Genomic DNA, 24,875 nt, shown 5'->3' on the forward strand with positions numbered 1-24,875 from the left:
CGCGCGTGAACGCTGAGCTGAGGGCGAACACCGAGAACATTTCGGCGACGTCGTTTACACTGGTACATGGCCGGGCCGCAGTAACCCCGGGCTCCAATATTCGCCGCTCCGAGCGGCCTCGCGCCGAGAGGCGTTCTGCGGCCCGGCCATTATCGTGCCCGGCGCACTGTCGGGACCGTCCTTCACGCGCTGCTGCTCGGAATCGGCTGCGCGCGTTGAACGCCGCTGCGCGCCTCGAATTCACTGCGCGAAGCGGCGTTGGACCAGCACAACGAGAAATCGACAAGGGATGCACCGGCGTTCGAGCTTCGTGGCGACGCCCGCCTCCGCACCAATCCACAATCGTCGCCGCACCGAATCAGTGACATGGGATGGGAGTAGACCTGACATGCTGGTTCTTATGACTGCCGATCCCGCGCGCGACCGCGAGTCGACCGAGCCCACCTCGAAAGAGGAGTTGCTCGGTCGTGTCGCCCGGGGCGACCAAGCGGCATTCGGCGAACTGTACGACCAGATGGCGCCGCGGGTGCTCGGCCTGGTCCGGCGCCTCCTGATCGACCACGCGCAGTCGGAAGAAGTGACCCAGGAGATTTTCCTGGAGATCTGGCAGACGGCGACGCGGTACGACGAACAGCGGGGCGGGGCATCGACCTGGATCATGACCATGGCGCACCGCCGCGCGGTGGATCGAATCAGGGCGTCGCAGTCGGGACGCGACCGGGACACCAGGATCGGAATCCGCGATCACGCTGTGGAATACGACCACGTGTCGGAGACTGTTGAGATACGAATCGAGCATGAAAGGGTGGAGCGGGCGATGAACCGGCTGACGGAACTGCAGCGCCAGGCCATCAGCCTCGCCTACTACGGCGGCTACACCCAGAGTGAGGTCGCGCACCTGCTCCACGTGCCGTTGGGTACGGTGAAGACCCGGCTGCGTGATGGAATGATCCGGCTGCGGGACGAGATGGGGGTGGCCTCGTGAGCGAGAACGAGAAGAAGAACCCCGCTGACCTCGCCGGAGCCTACGCGCTCGACGCTGTGGCCGCCGAGGAGCGGACCGCGTTCGAAGAGTACCTGGCCGGTTCGGAACAGGCCAGGATCGAAGCGGCCGAACTCTCCGACACCGCCGTTGCTCTCGGTCTTGCTGCCGCACCGGTACAGCCGTCCCCGGGGCTGAAGTCCAGCCTGATGTCCAGGCTCGCCGCCACCCCCCAACTTCCGCCGTTGTCGGCGCCCGACGTCCCGGTAGCGGATGCCGCACCGGCGGTCCCCGAGGCCGGAACCGCGCCTGCCGCGCAGCTGGCGCCGGCCGCCCCGTCCGCGGACTCGGAGCGGGCCGCGTCCCCGGCGAGCCTGCCGCCGACCGCGCCGACCGCGCCGACCGCGCCGACAGGGCCCGGAGCGCCCGCCGCGAACCTCGCCGTGCCCCCCGCCCCCTCCGCGGCCGAACGCCGCGCCGAGGCCCGCTGGTTCCGCCGGCCGATCGGCATCCTGGTCGCCGCCGCGGCCGCGGTCGCGCTGTTCGCCGGCGGCGTCGTCGCGGGCCAAGCCTTCAACACCAACCAGTTCGAGCAGCAACAGGCCGCCGGCCTCGCCCAGATCAACGCCGCGGATGACGTGCAACGGGCATCCACTGTCACCGCGGACGGCCACCAGGCGACCCTGGTCTGGTCCGGGGAGCTCGGCAAGTCCGCGCTGCTCATCGACGACCTCCCGGCGTTGCCCGGCGACCAGGACTACCAGCTCTGGTACATGAACAGTGCCGGCGCGATGTCGGCCGGAACGTTCGATTCCACCGGCACCGGCACCGTCTGGCGGGTTCTCGACGGCCGGATGCAGGCCGGCGACGCCGTGGGACTCACCGTCGAGCCGAAGGGCGGATCGAAGCAGCCGACCACCGACCCCCTGGTCGCCATTCAAAGCTGATCATCCGGCGTCGTGCTGCACTCGGTGCACGCCCGACAGCTGACGGATGCCGCGGCGCGGGCAGCGTAGGCTCGCACCATGACGCTGCCCTTCACCCTCCTGATCGACCCGGTCCCTGCCGATTCCGCGCTCACCGACTTCGCCGCCACGTTCCACCAGATCGATTCCTCGGCTCCGGCGCTGCGGGTGGCGGAGCTCAGCACGCAGCGTGGCGACGGCATCTTCGAGACCCTGAGCGTCGTCAACGGGCACCCGCAGGAGGTGGAGCCGCACATCAGCCGGCTGGTCAATTCAGCCCAGATCTGCGGGCTGCCGGTGCCGAACCCGGCGCAGTGGCGGGCGGCCATCGCCCTCGCCGTTGGACATCTGCCGCACGAGGGCGAACTCGCGCTCAAGTTCGTTCTGAGTCGTGGAGTGGAGCACGGGCCGGCGCCCACCGCGTGGCTGCACGCCACCCAGGCACCCGACTACCGCGAGGTCCGGTCGCGCGGCGTCGCGGTCGTCACCCTGGACCGTGGTTACCCGCGCGGAGTCGCCGAGCGCGCGCCGTGGCTGCTGATGGGTGCGAAGACCCTCAGCTATGCCGTCAACATGGCGGCGCTGCGGGAAGCCAAGCGGCGCGGGGCTGACGACACGATATTTCTCACCACCGACGGTTTCGTGATGGAGGGGCCCACCTCGAGCGTCATCCTCCGCTCGGGTGGTGTCTACGTCACCCCGGCGCCGAGCGGCGCCATCCTGCACGGCACCACGCAGCAGAGCCTGTTCGAGCATCTGGAGGAGCAGGGGGAGCGGGTTGAGTACCGCGATGTGACGGTCGACGAGCTGCGGGTAGCGGATGCCGCCTGGCTGGTGTCCAGCGTCCGGCTGGCGGTCGCCGTCACCGAGTTGGACGGCCTGCCACTCCCGGTCGACGCCGAGCGCACCCGCGCGTTCAACGCGTACCTGCTCGGCCGCACCGCCTGAGCTCCCGCCCAACCCGCCGCCGCCCAACCCGTACCTGCTCGGCCGCACCGCCTGAGCCCCCGCCCCACCCGCCGCCGCACCCCGCATCCGCCCTGGCCGTGAGGGGTCACGAATCGACCTTCCGAGCCCCCGGGAAGGTCGATCTGTGACCCCTCACAAGCCAGGCCGCCCGATCGCCCCTCTCAGCAGCGTGCCCGCCCGATCGCCCCTCACGAGCCTGGGCGCCCGATCGCCCCTCCGGGCGGTGGCTAAATCAGGAAGCACGGGTTGGAGTGCACCGGAAGCGTGCCGCTGGCGCCCCGCAGCAGCGGAAACTCCTGAGTTGGCCACGGGATGCACGCCTGAGAGGCGACCGGCCCTGCGCATCCGTTGCACCGCGTGCTGCGACCCGGACCGGTGGCCGTCGAGCGCGAAAACATCAACTCCTGCGAGGAAAGGCGCACTAGCCGATGTTTTCGCGCACTTTGCGTCGATTCGTGATGTTTTCGCGCTCCCGGTGCCGCCGCGGGTTAGCCGAAACGGCCGGAGACGTAGTCCTCGGTGGCCTGCACGCTCGGGTTCGAGAACATGGTGGTGGTGTCGTCGTACTCGATCAGCTTGCCCGGTTTGCCGGTGCCGGCGATGTTGAAGAACGCGGTGCGGTCGGAGACCCGGGAGGCCTGCTGCATGTTGTGGGTCACGATCACGATCGTGTAGTCCTTCTTCATCTCCTCGATCAGGTCCTCGATGGCGAGGGTGGAAATCGGGTCGAGTGCCGAGCAGGGCTCGTCCATCAGGATGACATCGGGCTGCACGGCGATCGCCCGGGCGATGCAGAGCCGCTGCTGCTGCCCGCCGGAGAGGCCGGAGCCCGGCCGGTCGAGCCGGTCCTTGACCTCGTTCCACAGGTTCGCCCCGCGCAGTGCCTTCTCGGTGAGGTCGTCGGCGTCGCCGCGAGTCATCCGCCGGTTGTTGAGCTTCACGCCGGCCAGCACGTTGTCCTGGATGGACATGGTCGGGAAGGGGTTCGGCCGCTGGAACACCATGCCGACCTGGCGGCGCACGAGCACCGGGTCGACGCCGGGCCCGTACAGGTTGTTGCCGTCGATCAGCACCTCACCCTCGACGCGGGCGCCGGGGATCACCTCGTGCATGCGGTTCAGCGTGCGGAGGAACGTGGACTTGCCGCACCCACTCGGCCCGATGAAGGCGGTGACGGTGCGGGGTTCGATGGTCAGCGAGACGCCTTCGACGGCGAGGAAGCTGCTGTAGTAGACGTTGAGGTCGGAGACTTCGATGCGCTTGGACACGATTTCCTTCGAGGTGGAGGGCTAACGCCCGAATTTCGGTGAGAAGATTTTGGCGATCAGCCGGGCGAGGCCGTTGAGCAGCATCACGATCAGGATCAGCGTCAATGCGCCGGCCCATGCCCGGTCGACGTACGCCTGGCTGTCGGCGCCCTGGTTGGCGTACTGGGTGTACACGAACACCGGGAGGGTCATCATCCGCTCACTGAACAGGTTGTAGTTCATGCTCGCGGTGAAGCCGGAGATGATCAGGAGCGGTGCGGTCTCGCCGATGACGCGGGAGATGGAGAGCATGATGCCGGTGACAATGCCGGCAATGGATGTCGGCAGTACGACCTTGAGGATGGTCAGCCATTTCGGCACCCCCAGGGCCCACGCCGCCTCACGGAGTTCGTTCGGCACCAGCCGCAGCATCTCCTCGCTGGAGCGCACGACCACCGGGATCATCAGCACGGTCAGCGCGATGGCGCCACCGAAGCCGAACCGCAAGCCCGGGTCCTGGAACAGGAGCGAGAACAGGGCGAAGGCGAACAGGCCCGCCACGATGGAGGGGATGCCGGTCATCACGTCGACGAAGAAGGTGATGCTGCGGGCCAGGCGGCCGCGCCCGTACTCGGTGAGGTAGATGGCCGTCAGCAGGCCGATGGGCACCGAGATCACGGTTGCGACGCCGGTCACCATGAGCGTGCCGACCACCGCGTGCAGGGCGCCGCCGCCCGCGCCGACGACGTTGCGCTGGGACTCGGTGAAGAAGCTGGGGGTGAGGAACGCGGGCAGCCCGTTGACCACGGTGGTGAAGACCAGCGACACCAGCGGGATGAGGGCGATCACGAACGCCGCGCTGACCAGGGTCGTCATCAGCCGGTCCTTGGCCTTACGGGCGCCCTCGACGAAGTAGGACAGTGAGTAGATGGCGATGGCGTAGAGCACGGTGCCGAAGAACAACGTTCCGGCGACGTTGAAATCCTTGGTCGCGCCGCCGATCTCCAGCACGAAGAACACGGCGCCGGCGATGATCCAGCTGCCCAGCAGCACCCAGAGCGGCGAGTTCTTCGGCAGCTTGCCTGCGGTCAGCGAATTGCTGAGCGGCGCCGAATTCGCCCGGTTGCCCGGCGGATTCGTCGGCGGGGCGGTGGGAGGCGTGGTCGCCGCCGCGCCCGTCCTGCGGCCTGAACCGGTGGAGATGGCCATCAGTTCGCTCCCGAGAATGCCTTGCGGCGGTTGATGATGTAGCGCGCCAGCATGTTGACCGCGAGCGTGATGACGAACAGCACCAGGCCGGTGGCGAGCAGGATGTTCACACCCACCCCGTGGGCTTCAGGGAAGTTGAGGGCGATGTTGGCGGCGATCGTGGTGGGGTTCTGCGAGGTGAGCAGCTTGAAGATGACGTCAGGGCTCGGCGAGAGGATCATCGCGACGGCCATCGTCTCGCCGAGTGCGCGGCCGAGGCCGAGCATGGAGGCGGAGATGATGCCGGGGCGACCGAACGGCAGCACCGCCATCCTGATCATCTCCCAGCGGGTGGCACCGAGGGCGAGCGCCGCCTCCTCGTGCAACACCGGGGTCTGCAGGAAGACTTCGCGGCAGATCGCGGTGATGATCGGGAGCACCATGACCGCGAGCACGATCGCGACGGTGAGGATCGTGCGACCGGTTCCGGAGACCGGGCCGGCGAAGAGCGGGAAAGCGCCGAACCACTCGACCAGGGTGGTGTAGAACGGCTGGATCAGGGGCGCCAGCACGCCGATGCCCCAGAGCCCGAACACGACGGACGGGACTGCCGCGAGCAGGTCGACGATGTAGCCGAGGCCCTGGGCGAGCTTCCGCGGGGCGTAGTGGGAGATGAACAGGGCGATCCCGATGGCGACCGGGATGGCCATGATCAGGGCGAGGAATGACGACCAGAGGGTGCCGAACGCGAGCGGCCAGACGTAGGACCAGAAGTTGGTGAAATCGCCTTTGAAGGCATCCGCTGGCGCGACGAACGCGGGCAGGCTCTGGATGAAGAGGAAAACCGCGACCGCGGCGAGGACGGCGAGGATCAGGCTTCCGGCGACGATGGTCGCGGTGCTGAAGATGCGGTCGCCGGGTCGCTGTTTGACCTGTGCCGGTCTGGTGGCAACTGCGCTCGTCATGCCGGGCGTCTCCCTGTGGGGCTGTGGTGATTCTGGTCTGGATGATGGAGGTTCGCGACGCGGGCCACAAACCTCAGTGTGCCCGACCCGTCACTGGCACGCAACGCGAGGCAGTGACGGATCGGGCCGGTGGAGCTGGTGTTACTTGATGCTGGCGATCACCGCGGCGACCTTTTTCTGCAGGTCGCTCGACAGCGGTGCGGCACCGGCGGACTTGGCAGCCTCAGCCTGTCCCTTTTCGCTGGCCATATAGCCGACGTACGCCTTGACGAGCTCGCCCTTGGCGGCGTCTGCGTACTCGGTGCAGACGATGGCGTAGCTCACCAGCACGAGCGGGTAGTGCGAGCTGTCGGTGGTCTTGCGGTCGAGTGCGACGGCGAGGTCGTTGTCGGCGCGGCCGTCGACCAGGGGCGAACCGTCGACGACGGCTGCTGCGGCTTCTGCCGTGTACTTCACGAAGGTGTCGCCGACCTTGATCTTGGCGACGCCGAGCTTGCCGGCCTGTGAGGCGTCGGCGTAGCCGATGGTGCCCACGCCGTTGGTGACGGCGCTGATGACGCCTGAGGTGCCCTGTGCGCCTTCACCGCTCTGGTACGGGAACGGGTCGGCCGGCTTCTCGGTCCAGACAGCGGGTGCGTTCTGGTTCAGGTAGTCGGAGAAGTTCTTCGTGGTGCCTGAGTCGTCGGAGCGGTGCACGGCGGTGATCGACGTTGCGGGGAGCTTCGCGTCCTTGTTCAGCGCGGCGATGGCCGGGTCGTTCCAGGTCGTGATGTCGCCCTTGAAGATCTTGGCGAGGGTGTCAGCGTCGAGGTTCAGGTCCTTCACGCCGTCGACGTTGAAGACAACGGCGATCGGGGAGATGTACACGGGCAGGTCGACGGCCGTGCTGCCGGGGACACAGGATCCGAAGCCGGCGGCGAGTTCTTCATCCTTGAGGAAGGAGTCCGAGCCGGCGAAGTCGGAGCCGCCGGCGGCGAAGGTCTCGCGGCCCGCGCCGGAGCCGGACGGGTCGTAGTTGACCGTGACATCGGGGTTCGCGGTCTGGAACGCGGCGGCCCAGGCCTCCTGGGCCGAGCCCTGCGAGGAAGCACCTGCTGCATTGATGGTTCCGGAGAGGGTGCTCGCGGCGGCGGTGTCGCCGGCCGGCGCTCCGCCCTCGTTTGCGGCGCACGAAGACAGGGCGAGGGCGGCAACGACTGCGACTGCGGCAGGAGCGCCAAAACGCTTGAAATTCACTGGTGAATCCCTTCAAGGGGTCGATTACAGGAAAAAAGTCGACCATCTGGATTGCCTCGATGTCCGACCCGGCTGCCACGATACGACGCCGACTTAACGGCATCCCCGTGTTTTGGTGAACGGAAGGTAAACAGGACTCGACGGCTTCACGGCGGTGGAGCGGAGAACGGCTAGACGCGGGGCGCGTGGGTCTCGATCGCGACGATGCCCGAGCTCGGATTGCTCGCGGAGAGGTGGACCACCGAGAAGCCGCCGGTCTCCAGGTCTGCGGCATCCGTGATGTATAACCCCAGTGGCGTGCCCGTGGCCAGGGCGATCTCGCGCAGGATGTCGGGCAGCACCGGGCCGTGGCTGCACAGCACCGCGGTTTTCCGGGCGCGCACCCGCTTGCCGATGACGTGGCGCACGTCGCTGGTGCCCTGTTCGTATGCGTCCTGGCTGATCATGTCGGTGCGCTTCACCTCGATGCCGGTCGCCGCAGCCAGCGGGGCGACAGTGGTCACACAGCGGGTTGCGCTGCTGGTGACGATCTTCAGCGGATGCCACGCCGTGACGGCCTGGACAACGCTCGCCGCCTGCTTGACGCCGCGTTCAGTGAGCGGCCGGGTGGCGTCCGGCCCGTCCCAGCTGCTCGGGGACGTCGCCTTTCCGTGCCGGAGCGCGATCAGGGCATAGGTGCTGGTCACGCCGTTGTCGACGAGTTTCGCGAACGCATCGAGGATCTCGACGTCGGGCTGATAGCTGAGGTAGGTCCTGGCCCGCTTCACGGTGACCCACTCCAGCGCCGCCACCTCGCCGTTGGGCACGAACGACGAATTCAACACCGCCTGCGGGGTCACCTCGGCCGCCCAGTAGTGCACGATCTTGTCGCGGCCATTGGGCATCCGGTAGGTGGAGATGCCGAGCGGCACCCCGAGTGCGACGTCCAGGCCGGTCTCTTCCTGCACCTCGCGTACCGCGGTGCGGGGCAGCGATTCGCCCGGGTCCACCTTGCCCTTGGGAATGGTGACGTCCCCGTGCACGGTGCGGTGGATCAGCAGCACATGCATTCTGCCGTCGATGAGCCGCCAGCACACTGCTCCTGCCGCGTACACCGCGGTGTCGGTCATCGGCGAATGGCCGAACGCTTGCGTGACCCGATCTGTTGCATAAGCCTATTTTGCATGTCCTCGAGCAGGTTCCCCGACTCGTCCCTGGCATGCCGGGTCCAGGTGCCGTCGGCGTCGAGCCACCACGACGAGGTGCGCTCGTCCATCGCGCGGTCGAACAGCCCGTCGATTTCGCTGAGGTGGTCGATGTCGACCAGGCGCACCAGGGCTTCGACCCTCCGGTCGAGGTTGCGGTGCATCATGTCGGCGCTGCCGATGAAGACCTGGGGATCGCCGCCGTTCAGGAACGAGAAGATGCGCGAGTGTTCGAGGTAACGGCCGAGGATGGACCGCACGCGAATGTTCTCGCTGAGCCCTGGCACCCCCGGCTTGAGGCTGCAGATGCCGCGCACCCACACGTCCACCGGCACCCCGGCGTTGCTCGCGCGGTAGAGGGCGTCGATGATCGCCTCGTCCACCATCGAGTTGACCTTGATCCGGATGCCGGACGGCTTGCCCGCCAGCGCAGCCGACGTCTCATCGGCGATGCGTTTGAGCAGGCCTTTCCGCAGGTGCAGCGGCGCCACCAGCAGGCGCTTGAACTTCTTCTCGATCGCGTAGCCGGACAACTCGTTGAACAGGCGGGTCAGGTCTTTGCCGACCTGGTCATCCGCTGTGAACAAGCCGAGGTCCTCGTAGATGCGGCTGGTCTTGGGGTTGTAGTTGCCGGTGCCGATGTGGCTGTAGTGCCGAAGCACGCCCTTTTCGTGGCGCACCACGAGGGCGAGCTTGCAGTGGGTCTTCAGCCCGACCAGGCCGTAGACCACGTGCACGCCTGCTTTCTCCAGCTTGCGCGCCCAGGAGATGTTCGCCTGCTCGTCGAAGCGCGCCTTGATCTCCACCAGGGCGAGCACCTGCTTGCCGGATTCGGCGGCGTCGATCAACGCCTCGACGATCGGGCTGTCCCCGGAGGTGCGGTACAGGGTCTGCTTGATGGCGAGCACGTGCGGGTCGGCCGCGGCCTGCTCCAGGAAGGCCTGCACGCTGGTGGCGAAGGACTCGTAGGGGTGATGCACGAGCACGTCGCGCCGCGAGATGGCACGGAAGATGTCGGCCTGGCCGTTCGGCTCGGGCGGCATGAACTGCGCCGCCGTGGTCGGCACGTGCTTCGGGTAGTGCAGGTCGGGCCGATCGATGCGCGCCACGTCGAACATGGCCGCGAGGTCGAGCGGCGCGGGCAGGCGGTAGACCTCCTGCTCTGTGATGTCGAGTTCACGCACCAGGAGGTCGAGGGTGACGTCGTCCATGTCCTCGGTGATCTCCAGCCGGATCGGCGGGCCGAACCGGCGGCGGAGCAGTTCCTTTTCGAGCGCCTTGATCAGGTTCTCGGTCTCGTCCTCCTCGATCTCCACGTCTTCGTTGCGGGTGACCCGGAACGCGTGGTGCTCGACGATCTCCATGCCGGGGAACAGGTCGCCCAGGTGGTTGGCGATGAGGTCTTCCAGCGCGACGAAGCGGATGTTGTCGACGGACTCGCTCCGGTCGACCGGCACCACCCGCGGCAGCATCTGCGGCACTTTGAGCCGCGCGAACTCCTGCTTGCCGGTCCTCGAGTTGCGCACCCGCACGGCCAGGTTGAGCGAGAGCCCCGAGATGTAGGGGAACGGATGCGCCGGGTCGACCGCGAGCGGCATCAGCACCGGGAAAATCTGTTTCGAGAAGTAGTCGCGCAGCCACTCCCGCTCGCTGGCGTTCAGGGTGTCCCATTCGACGACCTCGATGCCCGCGGCCGCCAGGGCGGGGCGCACCAGGTCCTGGTAGGCGCGCGCGTGTCGCTCCTGCAACCGGTGGGCGGCCTGGGAGATGTCGGACAGCACGTCGAACGGCGCGCGCCCGACGTTGGTCGGCACGGCCAGGCCGGTCAGGATGCGGCGTTTCAGCCCGGCGACCCGGACCATGAAGAATTCGTCGAGGTTGCTGGCGAAAATGGCCAGGAAGTTGGCCCGCTCCAGCACCGGGAGGTCGGGGTCCTCGGCAAGCTCGAGCACCCGCTGGTTGAATGCGAGCCAGCTCAGTTCCCGATCCAGGTAGCGCTCGCCGGGCAGCTCCGGGTCGTTGAGCATGAACAGCGGGTCGAAGTCGTCGTCGAAGTCGGTGCCGAGCCCCGAGTCCGCCTGGCTGATGTTGTCGACGTCCATCCCACCATCCTTACACTGCCTGGCTGCGGCGGCATCGAATTCGAGGCATCCGTTGTCTGCTGTTCCCCCCGGTTTCACCATTGGCGGGCTGGGACCGTGCGGGGAGACGCGGCAGCGGGTCAGGCGGGGAGGCGACGGTACTGCACGTCGACGGTGACGTCGGTGAACCCGAGCGCCCGGTACAGCTGGACCGCCGGGCGGTTGTCGGCGTCCACATAGAGGTCTGCGGCGTCGATGCCGCACTCCTGCAGCCGGCGGAGGCCCGCGTTCATCAGGGTGCGGCCGAGGCCCCGGCCTGTCACGTCGGGGTGGATGCCGATCACGTAGATCTCGCCGGCCTCGGCCCGGGTGCCTGGCTCCACCTTGAGCCAGTTGTACCCGATCATGCGCCCCGAGTCGTCGCGGGCGATCAGGAAGTCATCGGAGTTGAACCAGGGCTCGCCCTGCCGCGCGGCGAGGTCCTCGAGGGTGAGCCGGCCCTGCTCGGGGTGGTCGGCGAACACCAGCGCGTTCAGGGCGATCCAGTCTGCGTCGTCCCGACCGGGCTTGAAGGGGCCGATCGTCACCTCGCCGACTCCGCTGCGGCTCCCTCTGGTGCCCGCATCGGCGCGCGGGATCGGTGACAGGCGCAGCTGCAGGAGGGTGCGCGCGGCGACGAATCGGAACTGCACCGCCAATACCCGCGCGGCCGGGTGGTCGCCGTGCGACCAGGCGGTGAGCGGACCGTGCAGGCCGGCGAGCAAACCGGGCAGCGCCCGCGTGGCATGGCCCTGGCCGCGGAACCGGGGCGCGATGACGAGGTCGAGTTCGTCGTTGCCCACGACTGCGGCGCCGACGACCGTCCCCGCGAGTGAGGCGGCGGCGTGGCCGGCCGTGCCGCTTTCATCTCCGCTTCGTGATCCTGTGGCATCCGCTCGGATCAGCACCGGACGCCGGGCTCCGGAGGCGAGGTCGAGCAGCGACTGTTCGTTGAACGGGCGGTACCCGTCGACCGCGGCAGCCGCGTCGGCGATCCTGGTGAAGCTCGCGGCGGCGGCCGCATCCGTCAGGTCAGGAACTGAGAGGGACACGTTCGTCGTTCTCCTCATACAGGTTGAACCGGTAGCCGACGTTGCGGACGGTCCCGATCAGCGATTCCTGGTCGCCGAGCTTCGCCCGCAGGCGCCGCACGTGCACGTCGACGGTGCGGGTTCCGCCGAAATAGTCGTATCCCCAGACCTCGCTGAGCAGCTGCTCGCGGGTGAAGACCCGGGACGGGTGGGCGGCGAGGAAGCGCAGGAGCTCGAATTCCTTATAGGTGAGGTCGAGCGGCGTGCCGTGGACCTTGGCCGAGTAGTTCGCCTCGTCGATCACCACCCCGGCAGCGCGGATGGTGGGCGACGGGATGCCGGCCACCGCGCGGCCCGCGGCGAGACGGATACGCGCGTCGACCTCGGCGGGACCGGCTGAGTCCAGGATCACGTCGTCCACACCCCAGTCCGGGCTGACCGCGGTGAGGCCGCCTTCAGTGATCACCAACAGCAGTGGCACCGAGATCCCGGTGGTGCGCAAGATCTGGCAGAGCGATTTGGCGGCGATGAGGTTGGTGCGGGCGTCGACCAGGACCAGGTCGGAATCAGGCGCGTTGATGAGCTGCTCCGGCTTGGCCGGGATGGCCCGCGTGCCGTGTGACAGCAAGGCGAGGGCAGGAAGAACATCATTGTTGACTGCCGAAGTAAGGATCAACAACTGCGCCACGCGCATCCTCCAAATATCGTGCGCCCATACTACAGGGAACACACAGGGCCGCCTGGGCAGGGCAGAATGGACGGGTGAGCTGGCAGTGGAGAAGCATCGTCGTGGTTTGGCTGCTCGCGCTCGTCTTTGCGGTGCTGGTGGGGTTGCTCTCGGTTGCGGAGCAGGAACTGGCCTGGATCGGCCTGTCGCTGGCCGGCTGCACCATCGTGACGCTGGGTGTCCAGATCGGGACCGGGCGTAAAGAGGGTTACGTCAACCGGGTCACCGTGAGCATCGTGGGCGCCACGATCGTGCTCGCCGCCGCGACGGGTGTCTTCGCCCTGATCGGGCTTCGCTAGAAGCTAGACTCGGAGCATGTCGCCCCTCGCACTTGAACTCTTCTTCCTGGGCCTCCTCGCGCTGGCCAGCCTGTCGATCGCGTACGTCTCCGTCGTGGTCCTGTACAAGCTGTTCCGGGGGCAGCGGTAAGGCGCCGTGTTCGAACTTCCGGTCGGGCTCCCGTCTGAGCTGGTCCCCCTCTCCTGGCTCCTCGGCGTCTGGGAGGGCTCGGGTGTCCTCGACTACACCATCGGCGACGGTTCGGTGACGCGTGAGTTCGGCCAACGGGTCAGCTTCAGCCATGACGGGCTTCCGCACCTCAACTACAACTCGTACACCTGGCTCGAGCCCGAACCCGGCGACCCGACCGGCGAGAAGATCCCGCTGGTGAGCGAAACCGGTTACTGGCGGCTCAGCCGCCAGCAGGGCGAGGGCGACCAGGGCCCCGGGATGCTGCCGGGCACCGGCGAACCCCCCTTCGCCACCGCAGACGCGGTGGAGACCCTCCGCAACGACGACGGCGGCTTCGACATCGAGGTGGCGCTGGTGCACCCGGCCGGTGTCGCCGAGCTCTACCTCGGCCAGGTCAAGGGTCCACGGATCGACCTCGCGACGGATGCCGTCATGCGCACCCAGGGCGCCAAACCGTACGCCGCTGCCACCAGGATGTACGGCCTCGTCGACAACCATCTGCTCTGGGCGTGGGACATTGCAGCGCTGGGACAGACCCTGCGCACCCACGCCTCCGGCCGACTGGCCAAAGTCGACTGACTGCGCTGACCGAAGAGATGTCGCACTGATATGACCGACCCGACTGAATCACCCGCCGCATGGCCCTCGCCCCTCCTGTCGCTGGATGCGGCAGTGCAGGCCGAGGGCGTTGACGCCGGCGTTGCCGCCCACTACGGAAGCCCGATGATCGAGCAGCGCCGGCTCCTGGCCGGTGAGGCGATCGTCGACCTGTCGCACCGTGGTGTGCTCGGAGTCGCCGGGCCGGACCGGCTGAGCTGGCTGAACTCCGTGTCCAGCCAGGAGCTCACCGGCCTCGCGCCGGGGGAGTCCACCGAGACGTTGCTGCTCGACCCGTCCGGCCGCCTCGAGCACGCCATGCGGGTACTCGACGACGGCGTCGAGACCTGGTTGCTGATCGAAGCAGCCGAACTGCCCGGCCTCAAGAGCTGGTTGGAGAAGATGCGCTTCATGTTGCGCGTCGAGATCACCGACCACACGGCATCCGTTGCCACCATCGGCACCATGGCCGCAGCGCCGGCCGGGTTCCTGGCGCAGGCCACCTCGGTGGAACCGGTCGCCCCGAACGGTGTGCCGCTGGTCTGGAATGACCCGTGGGCCGTCGTCGGCAGTGGCGGCTTCCAGTACGCCGAGGCCGCCGAGCACCCCGGGGAGTCCTGGCGGTGGAGCGAGATGCTGGTGCCGCGGTCGTCGCTGCCTGCGATTGCCACTGCGGTGGCGGGCGGCGCCGTGGCCGCCGCGGGCCTGCTCGCCGCCGAGGCGCTGCGGATCGCGGCCTGGCGTCCGCGTGCCGCCCTGGAGGCGGACGAGAAGACCATCCCGCACGAATTGGACTGGCTGCGCACCGCTGTGCACCTGAACAAGGGCTGCTACCGCGGTCAGGAGACGGTCGCCAAGGTGCACAACCTGGGCCACCCGCCGCGCCGGCTGGTGCTGCTGCACCTTGACGGTTCGGAGAGCGTGCTGCCCGCCCACGGAGACGAGGTGCAGGGCGTGCGCGCCCTGCCGGGGGGCGAGCCGGAGCGCCGCACCGTCGGTCAGGTCACGTCCAGCGCCATCCATTACGAGCTGGGGCCGATCGCCCTCGCCGTGATCAAGCGCACCGTTCCCGCTGATGTCACCCTGCACGTGCTGTCGCAGGGGATCTCGATCGCCGCCGCCCAGGAGGTCATCGTGCCGCAGTCCGCCGGTTCGGTCGCCGACATCCCGCGGCTGCCGCGGCTCGGGGTTCGACAGCCGCGCTAGCCGTTGCCGTCGTCCCCGACCCCGGCGGGGGCCCGCGTCCGCCCGTTGCGCGGGTCGAACGCCGCTGCGCTGGGTGAATTCCACGCGCGCAGCGGCGTTCAACCCGCGAACCTGCAGGCGGCGGCTACCAGGTGAAGCCGCGAGGGGCGACGGATGCCCACGGCAGCGTCAGTTCGCCCAGCCTCCACCTCGAGAGTCCGCCCTCGACCGCCCAGCCCTGAGCGCGCAACGCCGCGACGGCAGCGATCCAGCGCTGCGTCGGGCTGTAGGCGGCGTGTGCGACCTGGTGCCGCCAGGCGCGGTCGAGCGCCAGCATCAGCTCGTGCACCCGTTCGCCCGGAATGTTGCGGTGGATGAGGATCTTCGGCAGCCGCTCCGCGACCACCGACGGCAGGTCCAGGTCGGTGAGTCGCAGCGAGATGGTGAGGCTGCGCGGTCCGTCCGGCCCCACGTCGACCCAGGCCGCGATGCGGCCGATCTCGTCGCAGGTTCCGTCGATCAGCACGCCGTCCGGTTGCAACCGGGTGGTCAGCAGCCGCCACGCCGGGACCACGCCGGGTTCGTCGTACTGGCGCAGCACGTTGAGGGCGCGGATCACACCGGCCTTGCGATTGGCGGGCAGCGGCACCTCGAAGCCGCCGAGACCGAAGCTCACCCGGGCGTCTGAGGCGAACCCCGTCGCTCCGGACTGCACGGTGGCCAACTGCTGGTTCGCCCCAAGCACCCGAACCGGGTCGATCTCGAGTCCGATGACCTGGACATCCGTTCGCCGTTTCACCAGCCGCTGGTGCATCTCGAGGCTGGTGACGGCGCTGGCCCCGTATCCGAGGTCGACGACCAGCGGGTCGGCGGTGGAGCGGAGGACGGGCAGCTGCTGGGTCCAACGGTCGATGCGGCGGAGGCGGTTGGTGTTGGTGGTTCCACGCGTGATAGTCCCGACCGGCATTAGACCATTCTCTCGCATCACTGGAGTGCGGGCGGTCATCGGTAGAGTTGGAGGCATGTCAGCGCCTTACACACTCATCCTCCTCCGCCACGGCAACAGCCTCTGGAACCAGCAGAACCTCTTCACCGGCTGGGTGGATGTTCGGCTGAGCGACCAGGGCGTGACCGAGGCCACCCGTGCCGGCGAGCTGATCGCCGAGTCTGGCCTCACTCCGGACGTCGTGCACACATCGGTGCTCACCCGTGCGATCCAGACCGCCGACCTCGCGCTGGAGAAAGCCGACCGGCTGTGGATCGACGTGAAGCGCTCCTGGCGCCTGAACGAGCGCCACTACGGTGCGTTGCAGGGCCTGGACAAGGCGGAGACCCTGGAGAAGTACGGCCCGGAGCAGTTCCAGCTGTGGCGCCGCTCGTTCGACGTGCCGCCGCCCGTGCTGGCCGACGACGCCGAGTGGTCGCAGGTCGGCGACCCCCGCTATGCCGGGCTCGGCGACCAGCTTCCCCGCACGGAGTGCCTGAAAGACGTCATCGAGCGGATGCTTCCGTACTGGGAGTCCGACATCTCCAGCGACCTGCGGGCGGGTAAGCAGGTGCTGGTCACCGCGCACGGCAACTCGCTGCGCGCCCTGGTCAAGCACCTCGACGGGATCTCCGACGCAGACATCGCTGACCTCAACATCCCGACCGGTATTCCCCTGGTCTACACGCTCGGCGAAGACCTGATGCCGCTCAGCCCGGCCGAGTACCTCGACCCGGAGGCCGCTGCCGCCGGCGCCGCCGCGGTCGCCGCCCAGGGCGCCAAGAAGTAGCCCCCTCTGCCCGCACCCCGCCCCCGCTCACGCTCACGCGAAAACGCACTTGTTGGGTTTATGACGGGGTCATAAACCCAACAAGTGCGGGTTCGGCGACGGGGGAGGGGAAAAGGGTCAGGGGTTGGAGACGGGGTGCCAGTCGCCGGTGCCCAGGTATTGCACTTTCTTCGCGATCGACACGGCGTGGTCTGCGAAGCGCTCGTGGTACCGGCTGGCCAGGGTGGCGTCCACGGTGTCGGTGGCCTCGCCCTTCCAGGCCTCACCGAGTACGGCGTCGAACACGCTGAGGTGAAGGGCGTCGACCTTGTCGTCCTCGTTGCGGATGGTCTCGGCCAGGTGCATGTCCTCGTTGGTGAGGAGCTCGGTGAGCATATTGGCGATCGCCACGTCCAGGGCGCCCATCTCCACAAAGGTGGGACGCAGGCTCTTCGGAACCACCTTGTCGGGGAAACGGTAACGGGCCAGCTGCGCGATGTGGGTCGACATGTCGCCCATCCGCTCGAGGGACGCGCTGATGCGCAACGCGCTCACGACGATGCGCAGGTCGCGGGCCACCGGCTGCTGCCGGGCCAGAATCGTGATCGCCAGCTCATCGAGCTCCACCGTGAGAGCGTCGATCTTGTGGTCGTCGGCGATGACCTCTTCGGCGAGGGTCACGTCGGATTCGTTGAACGCGCGGGTGGCCTTGTCGATGGAGACGGCCACGCGGCCCGCGATCTCAACCAGGCGCTCCTGGACTTCGGCGAGCTCCTGCTGGAATACTTCACGCATGGTTTTGTGGTCCTTCCTGGCCGCCGCTCTCGCACGCAGGCCCATGAGACCCGCCTGGCCCCGGCTCATCATGTCCGGGACAGGTTAACGGCAGGTGCCGCGGGACTGAACACTTCCTAAAGTACCCTGAGCCGAGGGCGAAGAGTCGCGGGGCCCACGCGATGTGTCACTAATCTGGAGGAATGGAATCCTCCTGGCTGGTGCTGCTGTCGCTGGCCCTCGGCCTCGCTGTCGGCGCCGGTTTCGTCGCCCTCCTCCACGCCGCAGCGCGCCACGGCGAGCGGGCGGCAGCGGTGGTGAACCCGGCGGTTCCCGATGGAATCGACCAAGCCCTCGACGCCCTGGAATCGGCCGGCGTGGTGCTCGACCCCTCCAATAACGTGATCAAGGCCTCGCCGGGTGCCCTCGCGCTGGGCCTGGTCTGGAACCAGCACCTGGTGCACAGCGAACTGCTCGACCTCGCCGCCCAGGTGCGCCGCACCGGCGAAGTGGTGACCCAGGACCTGGTTCTCTCCCGCGGCCCGTTCGGTGACGCGAACATGCGGTTCCGGGTGCGGCTGGCAACCCTGGGCACCCGCTACGTGCTGCTCCTGGCCGAGGACCGCACCGAATCCTTCCGGCTCGATGAGGTGCGACGCGACTTCGTCGCCAACATCAGCCACGAGCTGAAGACCCCCATCGCATCCGTTGGACTGCTCGCGGAGGCGCTCGAGCAGGCAGCGGATGAACCGGTTCAGGTTCGACGGTTCGCCAACCGGCTCGCGACGGAGGCCGGGCGCCTCGGGCGCCTGACCCAGGAGATCATCGAGCTCTCGCGGCTGCAGGCCCACGACGCGCTCGAACACGCCGAGTTGGTGGACATCGACTCAGTCGTGGCGCAGGCTGTGGACCAGAGCCAGGTGGTGGCCCGTGCCAGCGGCATCACCATCGCGGTGGGCCGCCAGACCGGCACGCGGGTGTACGGTGACGAGGCGCTGCTGGTGGTGGCGGTGCACAACCTCGTCGCCAACGCGGTGCTGTACTCCTCGGCCCATTCGCGGGTCGGCGTGGGCGTGCGGCGCCATGAGGGCGTGGTCGAGATCGCCGTGACGGACCAGGGCGTCGGGATCCCGGAAGCTGATATCGACCGCGTCTTCGAACGGTTCTTCCGCGTCGACCAGGCGCGCGCCCGGAACACCGGGGGCAGCGGGCTGGGGCTCGCGATCGTCAAGCACGTGGTGCAGAACCACGGCGGCGACGTGCGGGTGTGGTCACAGCAAGGCCGCGGGTCCACCTTCACCCTCCGGCTGCCCGAGGCCATCGATGGACTCGACGGGGTCGACGGCCTCGACGCGCTCGACGGAGTCGCCGGGCTCACGTCAACAGACGGGCCGGATGCCATCGACGGGAGGCGAGACCGAGACGGCGCCGACGCCGGCCCGGTCGGATCCGTCCGGGCGCAGGACGGCGCGGAGGCGGCTGCCAGGGCTGCCAAGAAGCGCGCCAAGAAGGCCCGGAAGTCCACCCCCACCCCTACCCCCGCATCAGGAGCCAACACGTGACCCACATCCTTCTCGTCGAAGACGAGATCGCGCTCAGTGAACCGCTGAGCTACCTGCTCGAACGCGAAGGCTATGAGGTCACGGTTGCCGCTGACGGCCTGACCGCGGTCGAGGAGTTCGACCGCACCGGCGCCGACCTCATCCTGCTCGACCTGATGCTGCCCGGCCTGCCCGGCACCGAGGTGTGCCGGCAGGTCAGGACCCGCTCGTCGGTGCCGATCATCATGCTGACCGCCAAGGACTCCGAGATCGATATCGTGGTCGGGCTCGAGCTCGGCGCCGATGACTATGTGACCAAGCCGTATTCGACCCGCGAACTGCTCGCACGCATCCGCGCCGTGATGAGGCGGCGAACGCATGCCGATGCCGACGACGACAACATTCTGACCGCCGGCACGGTGACGATGGACATCGAACGCCACACCGTCTCGGTTTCGGGCGAGGTCGTGACCATGCCGCTGAAGGAATATGAATTGCTCGAGCTGTTGATGCGGAACGCCGGCCGGGTGCTCACCCGTGGCCAGCTCATCGACCGGGTCTGGGGAGCCGACTATTTCGGCGACACCAAGACCCTGGACGTGCACATCAAGCGCATCCGCTCACGCATTGAGGCGACGCCGTCGGAGCCGGTCATGCTGGTGACGGTGCGTGGCCTCGGGTACCGCTTCGAAGCGTAGCCACCCGTGCTCGCGAAAACGCAGTAGTTGGGGTTATGACGAGGTCATAATCCCAACTACTGCGTATTCGGCGGGGTGAAGGAGGGGCTACGGCGCGACGGTTGGGGTGGGCGTCGGCGTAATGGTTGCAACCGGAGTCGGTTCCGGCGTCGGAACCAGGGTGGCGTACTGCGCGAGTGTGCCGTCGAGCACCGGCACCAGCAGCTCCACACCGGTCGACTCCCCGTACTGCAGGAAGACCGGGAACAGCGAGCCGGGCGCGCCGTCGAAGTCATCGAAGGTCAGGGTGGGGGAGTCGGTGCCGACGCTCGTGCTGGCGTTGCCCTGCACATTGATGCTGCGGGTGACCTTCTCGCCGCCGGCCTTGTACTGCACCTTGAGGCTCTGCGCCTTGTCGCCCTGGTTGACCACGGTCACGATGAAGTTCGCGGCGCCGTCGTTGTCGGTGATGAGCAAGGCGTTGCGGATGGCAATGTCGCCGACGTTGCCGCTCACCCCGTCGCTGGCGTCATAGTGGATCGCGGTGGCCTGGGGCGCGAAAAATCCGCAGGCGCTGGTTCCCAACAGAATGCCAGCCGCCAGTACGACGGATGCCGCGATACGCGCCCTCACAAGACCTCCACACAGTTCAGCGCCGAGCCGGGATGGCTGGGGCGCTGCAGATTCGCTTTGAGTTTAGCCTACCGGCGCAGCCGCGGGAGGGGCGGGCAGCGGCCTGGCCGGGCGGATGCGGGCGGTGTCGCGCGGGCTCGGGCGCGGGCTGCGCGAACCCTACCACCTCGGGGTGTGGTATCCTAGACGTTGCTGAAGGGAAAGTGATACATGCTTTTTGAGGTTGGCGAAACCGTCGTTTATCCCCACCACGGTGCTGCAACTATCACCGAGGTGAAAAAGCGGATCATCAAGGGAGAAGAGAAGCTCTACCTCAAGCTCAATGTCACCCAGGGCGACCTCACCATCGAGGTTCCCGCCGAGAACGTCGACCTGGTCGGCGTTCGAGACGTGATCGGCCAGGAAGGCCTCGACCGCGTGTTCGACGTACTCCGCGCGCCGTTCACCGAAGAACCCACCAACTGGTCACGACGTTATAAGGCGAATCTCGAGAAGCTCGCTTCCGGTGACGTGATCAAGGTGTCAGAGGTTGTCCGCGACCTGTGGCGCCGTGACCAGGACCGCGGCCTGTCCGCCGGCGAGAAGCGGATGCTGGCCAAGGCCCGCCAGATCCTCATTTCCGAACTGGCCCTGGCCGAGAAGACCGATGAAGAGAAGGCGTCCAGCGTTCTCGATGAGGTTCTTGCTTCGTAGTCCAGATTTCAGGGAAGGCGGCGCCGGCAGGTGCCGCCTTTCTTGTTTGCTCCGCACTGCGCCGTACTGCGTTCCCGTTCTGTCCATCCGCCCCCGAACACCTCACCAGATAGCCTCCTGACATGACTGTTTCCCCCGCCCCGGTTGTCGCGGTCATCGTGGTCGCCGCCGGCAGCGGTACCCGGCTGGGCGCGGCCGGGCCGAAGGCCTTCCAGCCCGTCAACGGACGCCCGATGCTCGAGCACGCCCTCACCGGCGTGTTCCAGATGAGCGAACCCGCGCAGGTCATCGTGGTGGCACCGCCGGCGCTCGAGGGTGACGCGCGAGCGATCGCCGACCGGGTCGCCGGGCCGCTCTCGGGCCTCGTCAGCGTGGTGGCCGGTGGCGACAGCCGGCAGGAGTCGGTCGCACGGGGACTCGCGATCGTGGCTGACGGCATCCGTTGTGTGCTGGTGCACGACGCGGCGCGCGCGCTCACGCCCGCCGCCCAGTTCGACGCTGTCGTCGCGGCCGTGCGCGCCACCGGGAGCGGCATCGTCCCCGGACTCGCCGTCATCGACACCATCAAACAGGTCGATGCCGACGGCAGGATCCTCGGCACCGTCGACCGTTCAGAGCTGGCGGCGGTGCAGACGCCGCAGGGCTTCCCCCGCGACCTCCTCGACCAGGTTGTGGCCGCCGCCGGCGACCTCACCGACGCGGTGACCGACGACGCCGCGCTGGTCGCGGCGGCCGGCCACCCGGTCCAGGTCATCGCCGGTGACCAGCTGGCCTTCAAGATCACCACCCCGTGGGACCTCCGTCGCGCGGAACTGCTGCTCGCCGCCGATCTCGGTGCACCGGATGCCGCGGCCGACCGTGCGGCGCCCCGGGTCGGCACCGGCGTCGATGTGCACGCGTTCGCCGTCGCCCCCGCGACGACGCGGGATCCTGCACCCGGCGCAGCGGATGCCGCGTCCATCGCCGGTCTCTGGCTCGCCGGCCTGCACTGGCCGGGTGAGCCGGCCCTGGCCGGGCACAGCGACGGCGACGCCGTCAGCCACGCGGTCTGCGACGCGCTGCTGTCCGCCGCAGGCCTCGGCGACATCGGCGGCGTGTTCGGCACCTCCGACGCACGCCTGGCCGGCGCCCACGGTGAGGTCTTCCTGCGGGAGACCCTGCGGCGGGTCGGCGAGGCCGGCTTCCGGGTCGGCAACGTGTCGGTTCAGGTCATCGGGAACCGGCCGAAGCTCGCGCCGAGACGCGATGAAGCCGAGGCGCTGCTCGGCGGAATCCTGAACGCTCCGGTGTCACTGTCGGCCACCACGACCGATGCCCTCGGCTTCACCGGGCGCGGCGAAGGCATCGCCGCCATCGCCACGGCGCTGGTCTACCGGCTTCCCGGCCTGCCGGGCGCCGGCAGCCCTCACCTAAGCTGGGACGCGTGACTGTGCGACTCTATGACTCGAAGACCCAAGGCCTTCGCGACTTCACCCCCCTCGTGCCGGGCCAGGTCGGAATCTACGTCTGCGGTCCCACCGTGCAGTCGTCCCCCCACATCGGCCACCTGCGGAGCGCCCTGGTCTACGACCAGCTGCGCCGCTGGTTGACCTATCGCGGCAACAACGTCACCTTCGTGCGCAACGTCACCGACATCGACGACAAGATCCTGATCAACGCTTCGACAGGCTCAGCGGGGACCGCCGAGGAGTGGTGGGCGCTGGCCTACCGGTACGAGCTCGAGTTCACCGCGGGCTATCAGCGCCTGGGCATCCTCGCGCCCACCTACGAACCACGTGCAACCGCCAGCATCCAGCAGATGCAGGACATCATCGGGCGCCTCGTCGCGAACGGCCACGCCTACCCGGCGGCCGACGCCTCTGGCGACGTGTACTTCGACACCGTGAGCTGGCCCGCCTATGGTGCGCTGACCCGCCAGAAGCCCGAGAACATGGAAGCGGCCCCGGACGCCGACCCCCGCGGCAAGCGCGATCCCCGGGACTTCGCCCTGTGGAAGGGCCACAAATCCACCGAACCCGCGTCCGCGTCATGGCCGTCGCCGTGGGGTGACGGCCGGCCGGGCTGGCACATCGAGTGCTCGGCGATGGCTGCCCGCTACCTCGGATCCCAGTTCGACATCCACGGCGGCGGCCTCGACCTGCGCTTCCCGCATCACGAGAACGAGCTCGCCCAGTCCGAAGCCGCCGGCGACCGCTTCGCGAACTACTGGGTGCACAACGGCCTGGTCAACGTGAGCGGCCAGAAGATGTCCAAGTCGCTCGGCAACTCGATCTACGCCGCGGAGCTGCTCAGCCAGGCGCGCGCCATCGTGGTTCGCTACTACCTCGGCGCCGCGCACTACCGCTCCACCATCGACTACCATGACGGCGCCCTCCTCGAGGCGGAAGCCGCACTCGAACGCGTCGAGAGCTTCCTCGACCGCGCCGACCGGCGCCTCGCCGACACCCGGTTCGCCGGTTCCGGCGTCGAAATCGTGCCGGACGAATTCGCCAAGGCCATGGACGACGACCTCGCCGTTCCGCAAGCCCTCGGCGTGCTTCACGACACGGTTCGCGCCGGCAACGCCGCGCTCGACGCCGAAGACCTGCACGCGGCGGCATCCGCTCGGGGCCAGGTGCTCGCAATGAGCGAAGTTCTCGGGATCAACCCGTTGTCGCCCCAATGGGCTGTATCAACGGATGAACCGGCCATGGTCGCACTGACCGCCCTCGTCGAGCGACTGCTCGACGACCGGGAGATCGCCAGGCAGGCCCGCGATTACGCGGCCGCAGACCGAATCCGGGACGAACTCGTCGCCGCCGGAATCACTATCGAAGACACCCCAACGGGTGCGCATTGGAGTTTTGACTGATGAAGAACACAGGCGGAAAGCCCCGCGCCGGGGCCGTGCGCAAGGGAAGCCGGGGAGCGCAGGTCGGCTCAGGCGGACAGGGGCGCCAGGCGCTCGAGGGCAAGAAGCCCACTCCCAAGGCCGAGGATCGCCCGTACCACCCCGCCGGCAAGCGCAAGCTGGCCCAGGACCGGTACGCCGCGGCCGGCGGCGGCGGACGCCGGGCCGCCGGCGCGTCCAGGGATGACGCGCAGGGCGCACCGCGCAGCGGCTCGCGGCCCGGCTCGCGCGGCACCGGCAACACCGGTGGCGGCGGAACGTCCACCCGCAAGGCGAAGCAGATCGACGAGCATGAAGTGGTCACCGGCCGCAACTCGGTACTCGAAGCGCTCCGCGCCAAGATCCCGGCGTCGGCGCTCTACATCGCCACCCGCATCGAGATGGACGAGCGGGTCAAGGAAGTGCTGTCCCTGGCCAACCACCGCAACATCCCGATCCTCGAGGTCATGCGCCCCGAGCTCGACCGGCTGGCCGGCCGCGACGCCGTGCACCAGGGCCTCGCGCTCAAGGTGCCAGCATATGAGTACGCGCACCCGATCGAACTGCTCGACCTCACCATCAGCCGCGGCCACAAGCCACTGTTCGTCGCGCTCGACGGCATCACCGACCCGCGGAACCTGGGCGCCATCATCCGCTCGACCGCCGCGTTCGGCGGGCACGGGGTCATCGTGCCGCAGCGTCGTTCGGTGGGCGTGACCGCGTCGGCGTGGAAGACCTCGGCCGGTGCGGCAGCGCGCACCCCGGTGGCCATGGCCACCAACCTCACCCAGACGCTCAAGGCGCTCAAGGAGCGTGGCGTGTTCGTGCTGGGCCTCGACGGCGGCGGCGACGTGTCCCTGCCGGGTCTCGCGCTGGCGGACCGCCCGGTCGTCATCGTTGTCGGCAGCGAGGGCAAGGGCCTGTCCCGCCTCGTCACCGAGACGTGCGACGCGATCGTGTCGATCCCGATCAGCTCCGGCACCGAGAGCCTGAACGCCGGCATCGCGGCATCCGTCACCCTGTACGAGGTGTCGCGGCTGCGTGCGGAGTCGAGGGCGTAGTCCGTC

General features: G+C 68.3%; 24 protein-coding genes. 13 read left to right on the plus strand and 11 right to left on the minus strand.

Annotated features, from left to right (window positions below):
- The first annotated feature begins 400 nt into the window (after window positions 1–400).
- From AB4Y94_RS14665 to AB4Y94_RS14675, 3 genes are all read left to right on the plus strand, one after another.
- Complete coding sequence (locus AB4Y94_RS14665; RefSeq protein ID WP_441728642.1) at window positions 401–985, plus strand: sigma-70 family RNA polymerase sigma factor; 585 nt, start codon at window positions 401–403, stop codon at window positions 983–985.
- Complete coding sequence (locus tag AB4Y94_RS14670; RefSeq protein ID WP_441728644.1) at window positions 982–1,929, plus strand: anti-sigma factor domain-containing protein; 948 nt, start codon at window positions 982–984, stop codon at window positions 1,927–1,929. Before AB4Y94_RS14665 ends, AB4Y94_RS14670 begins: the two co-directional genes overlap by 4 nt.
- 78 nt (window positions 1,930–2,007) lie before the next feature.
- Window positions 2,008–2,895 carry an aminodeoxychorismate lyase gene (locus tag AB4Y94_RS14675; protein ID WP_441728646.1) on the plus strand — a complete coding sequence of 296 codons (888 nt, stop codon included), beginning with the start codon at window positions 2,008–2,010 and terminating at the stop codon, window positions 2,893–2,895.
- Between the two features lie 509 nt (window positions 2,896–3,404).
- Here AB4Y94_RS14675 and pstB read toward each other — a convergent pair.
- The 8 genes from pstB to AB4Y94_RS14715 form a co-directional block, all read right to left on the minus strand.
- The gene (gene pstB, locus AB4Y94_RS14680) at window positions 3,405–4,184 is read right to left on the minus strand and encodes a phosphate ABC transporter ATP-binding protein PstB (RefSeq protein WP_441728647.1); all 780 of its coding nucleotides are present in this window, start codon (window positions 4,182–4,184) and stop codon (window positions 3,405–3,407) included.
- 21 nt (window positions 4,185–4,205) lie between these two features.
- Window positions 4,206–5,372: a phosphate ABC transporter permease PstA gene (gene pstA, locus AB4Y94_RS14685; protein WP_441728648.1), complete on the minus strand. Its 1,167-nt coding sequence runs from the start codon at window positions 5,370–5,372 to the stop codon at window positions 4,206–4,208.
- Window positions 5,372–6,316: a phosphate ABC transporter permease subunit PstC gene (gene pstC, locus AB4Y94_RS14690; protein ID WP_441728649.1), complete on the minus strand. Its 945-nt coding sequence runs from the start codon at window positions 6,314–6,316 to the stop codon at window positions 5,372–5,374. The genes pstA and pstC overlap by 1 nt, the downstream gene beginning before the upstream one ends.
- A 141-nt stretch (window positions 6,317–6,457) precedes the next feature.
- Window positions 6,458–7,552 carry a phosphate ABC transporter substrate-binding protein PstS gene (gene pstS / locus AB4Y94_RS14695; RefSeq protein ID WP_441728650.1) on the minus strand — a complete coding sequence of 365 codons (1,095 nt, stop codon included), beginning with the start codon at window positions 7,550–7,552 and terminating at the stop codon, window positions 6,458–6,460.
- A 170-nt stretch (window positions 7,553–7,722) separates the two neighbouring features.
- Window positions 7,723–8,661 (minus strand): NUDIX hydrolase, encoded by a 939-nt coding sequence (locus AB4Y94_RS14700; RefSeq protein WP_441728652.1) that lies wholly within the window; start codon window positions 8,659–8,661, stop codon window positions 7,723–7,725.
- Window positions 8,658–10,838, minus strand: coding sequence for an RNA degradosome polyphosphate kinase (locus AB4Y94_RS14705; protein ID WP_441728653.1), 2,181 nt, complete (start codon window positions 10,836–10,838; stop codon window positions 8,658–8,660). Before AB4Y94_RS14705 ends, AB4Y94_RS14700 begins: the two co-directional genes overlap by 4 nt.
- 119 nt (window positions 10,839–10,957) lie before the next feature.
- Window positions 10,958–11,908: a mycothiol synthase gene (mshD, locus tag AB4Y94_RS14710; RefSeq protein ID WP_441728654.1), complete on the minus strand. Its 951-nt coding sequence runs from the start codon at window positions 11,906–11,908 to the stop codon at window positions 10,958–10,960.
- The gene (locus tag AB4Y94_RS14715) at window positions 11,889–12,575 is read right to left on the minus strand and encodes a winged helix-turn-helix transcriptional regulator (RefSeq protein WP_441728655.1); all 687 of its coding nucleotides are present in this window, start codon (window positions 12,573–12,575) and stop codon (window positions 11,889–11,891) included. The genes mshD and AB4Y94_RS14715 overlap by 20 nt, the downstream gene beginning before the upstream one ends.
- A 74-nt stretch (window positions 12,576–12,649) precedes the next feature.
- Between AB4Y94_RS14715 and AB4Y94_RS14720 the strand changes: the two genes are divergently transcribed.
- The 3 genes from AB4Y94_RS14720 to ygfZ all read left to right on the plus strand — a co-directional run bounded on the left by AB4Y94_RS14720 (window position 12,650) and on the right by ygfZ (window position 14,888).
- Complete coding sequence (locus AB4Y94_RS14720; RefSeq protein ID WP_441728656.1) at window positions 12,650–12,913, plus strand: hypothetical protein; 264 nt, start codon at window positions 12,650–12,652, stop codon at window positions 12,911–12,913.
- Between the two features lie 136 nt (window positions 12,914–13,049).
- Window positions 13,050–13,664, plus strand: a complete 615-nt coding sequence (locus tag AB4Y94_RS14725; protein WP_441728658.1) for an FABP family protein — start codon at window positions 13,050–13,052, stop codon at window positions 13,662–13,664.
- A 30-nt stretch (window positions 13,665–13,694) separates the two neighbouring features.
- Window positions 13,695–14,888: a CAF17-like 4Fe-4S cluster assembly/insertion protein YgfZ gene (gene ygfZ / locus AB4Y94_RS14730; protein ID WP_441728659.1), complete on the plus strand. Its 1,194-nt coding sequence runs from the start codon at window positions 13,695–13,697 to the stop codon at window positions 14,886–14,888.
- A gap of 124 nt (window positions 14,889–15,012) precedes the next feature.
- On the opposite strand, the gene AB4Y94_RS14735 is transcribed toward ygfZ, so the two are convergent.
- A complete protein-coding gene (locus AB4Y94_RS14735; protein ID WP_441728661.1) occupies window positions 15,013–15,834 on the minus strand; it encodes a class I SAM-dependent methyltransferase in 822 nt (273 codons plus the stop codon).
- A gap of 55 nt (window positions 15,835–15,889) precedes the next feature.
- Between AB4Y94_RS14735 and AB4Y94_RS14740 the strand changes: the two genes are divergently transcribed.
- Window positions 15,890–16,642, plus strand: a complete 753-nt coding sequence (locus AB4Y94_RS14740; RefSeq protein ID WP_441728662.1) for a phosphoglyceromutase — start codon at window positions 15,890–15,892, stop codon at window positions 16,640–16,642.
- A 117-nt stretch (window positions 16,643–16,759) separates the two neighbouring features.
- Here AB4Y94_RS14740 and phoU read toward each other — a convergent pair whose 3' ends face one another.
- Window positions 16,760–17,416 carry a phosphate signaling complex protein PhoU gene (phoU, locus tag AB4Y94_RS14745; protein ID WP_441728663.1) on the minus strand — a complete coding sequence of 219 codons (657 nt, stop codon included), beginning with the start codon at window positions 17,414–17,416 and terminating at the stop codon, window positions 16,760–16,762.
- Window positions 17,417–17,598: 182 nt separating this feature from the next.
- Between phoU and AB4Y94_RS14750 the strand changes: the two genes are divergently transcribed.
- Entirely contained in the window at window positions 17,599–18,957 is a 1,359-nt protein-coding gene (locus AB4Y94_RS14750; protein ID WP_441728664.1) for a sensor histidine kinase, read from the plus strand.
- Window positions 18,954–19,634: a response regulator gene (locus tag AB4Y94_RS14755; RefSeq protein ID WP_441728666.1), complete on the plus strand. Its 681-nt coding sequence runs from the start codon at window positions 18,954–18,956 to the stop codon at window positions 19,632–19,634. Before AB4Y94_RS14750 ends, AB4Y94_RS14755 begins: the two co-directional genes overlap by 4 nt.
- An 87-nt stretch (window positions 19,635–19,721) precedes the next feature.
- Here AB4Y94_RS14755 and AB4Y94_RS14760 read toward each other — a convergent pair whose 3' ends face one another.
- The gene (locus AB4Y94_RS14760) at window positions 19,722–20,246 is read right to left on the minus strand and encodes a hypothetical protein (RefSeq protein WP_441728667.1); all 525 of its coding nucleotides are present in this window, start codon (window positions 20,244–20,246) and stop codon (window positions 19,722–19,724) included.
- Between the two features lie 210 nt (window positions 20,247–20,456).
- On the opposite strand from AB4Y94_RS14760, the gene AB4Y94_RS14765 reads away from it, so the two are divergent.
- From AB4Y94_RS14765 to rlmB, 4 genes are all read left to right on the plus strand, one after another.
- Window positions 20,457–20,939, plus strand: coding sequence for a CarD family transcriptional regulator (locus tag AB4Y94_RS14765; RefSeq protein WP_441728670.1), 483 nt, complete (start codon window positions 20,457–20,459; stop codon window positions 20,937–20,939).
- 122 nt (window positions 20,940–21,061) lie between these two features.
- Window positions 21,062–22,366 (plus strand): 2-C-methyl-D-erythritol 4-phosphate cytidylyltransferase, encoded by a 1,305-nt coding sequence (ispD, locus tag AB4Y94_RS14770; protein ID WP_441728671.1) that lies wholly within the window; start codon window positions 21,062–21,064, stop codon window positions 22,364–22,366.
- Window positions 22,363–23,790 carry a cysteine--tRNA ligase gene (gene cysS, locus AB4Y94_RS14775; RefSeq protein WP_441728673.1) on the plus strand — a complete coding sequence of 476 codons (1,428 nt, stop codon included), beginning with the start codon at window positions 22,363–22,365 and terminating at the stop codon, window positions 23,788–23,790. The genes ispD and cysS overlap by 4 nt, the downstream gene beginning before the upstream one ends.
- On the plus strand, window positions 23,790–24,869 hold the full coding sequence (gene rlmB / locus AB4Y94_RS14780; protein ID WP_441728674.1) for a 23S rRNA (guanosine(2251)-2'-O)-methyltransferase RlmB: 1,080 nt from the start codon (window positions 23,790–23,792) through the stop codon (window positions 24,867–24,869). The genes cysS and rlmB overlap by 1 nt, the downstream gene beginning before the upstream one ends.
- Window positions 24,870–24,875: the final 6 nt, after the last annotated feature.

The organism is Glaciibacter sp. 2TAF33 (genome assembly GCF_052114945.1).
GTDB lineage: Bacteria > Actinomycetota > Actinomycetes > Actinomycetales > Microbacteriaceae > Cryobacterium.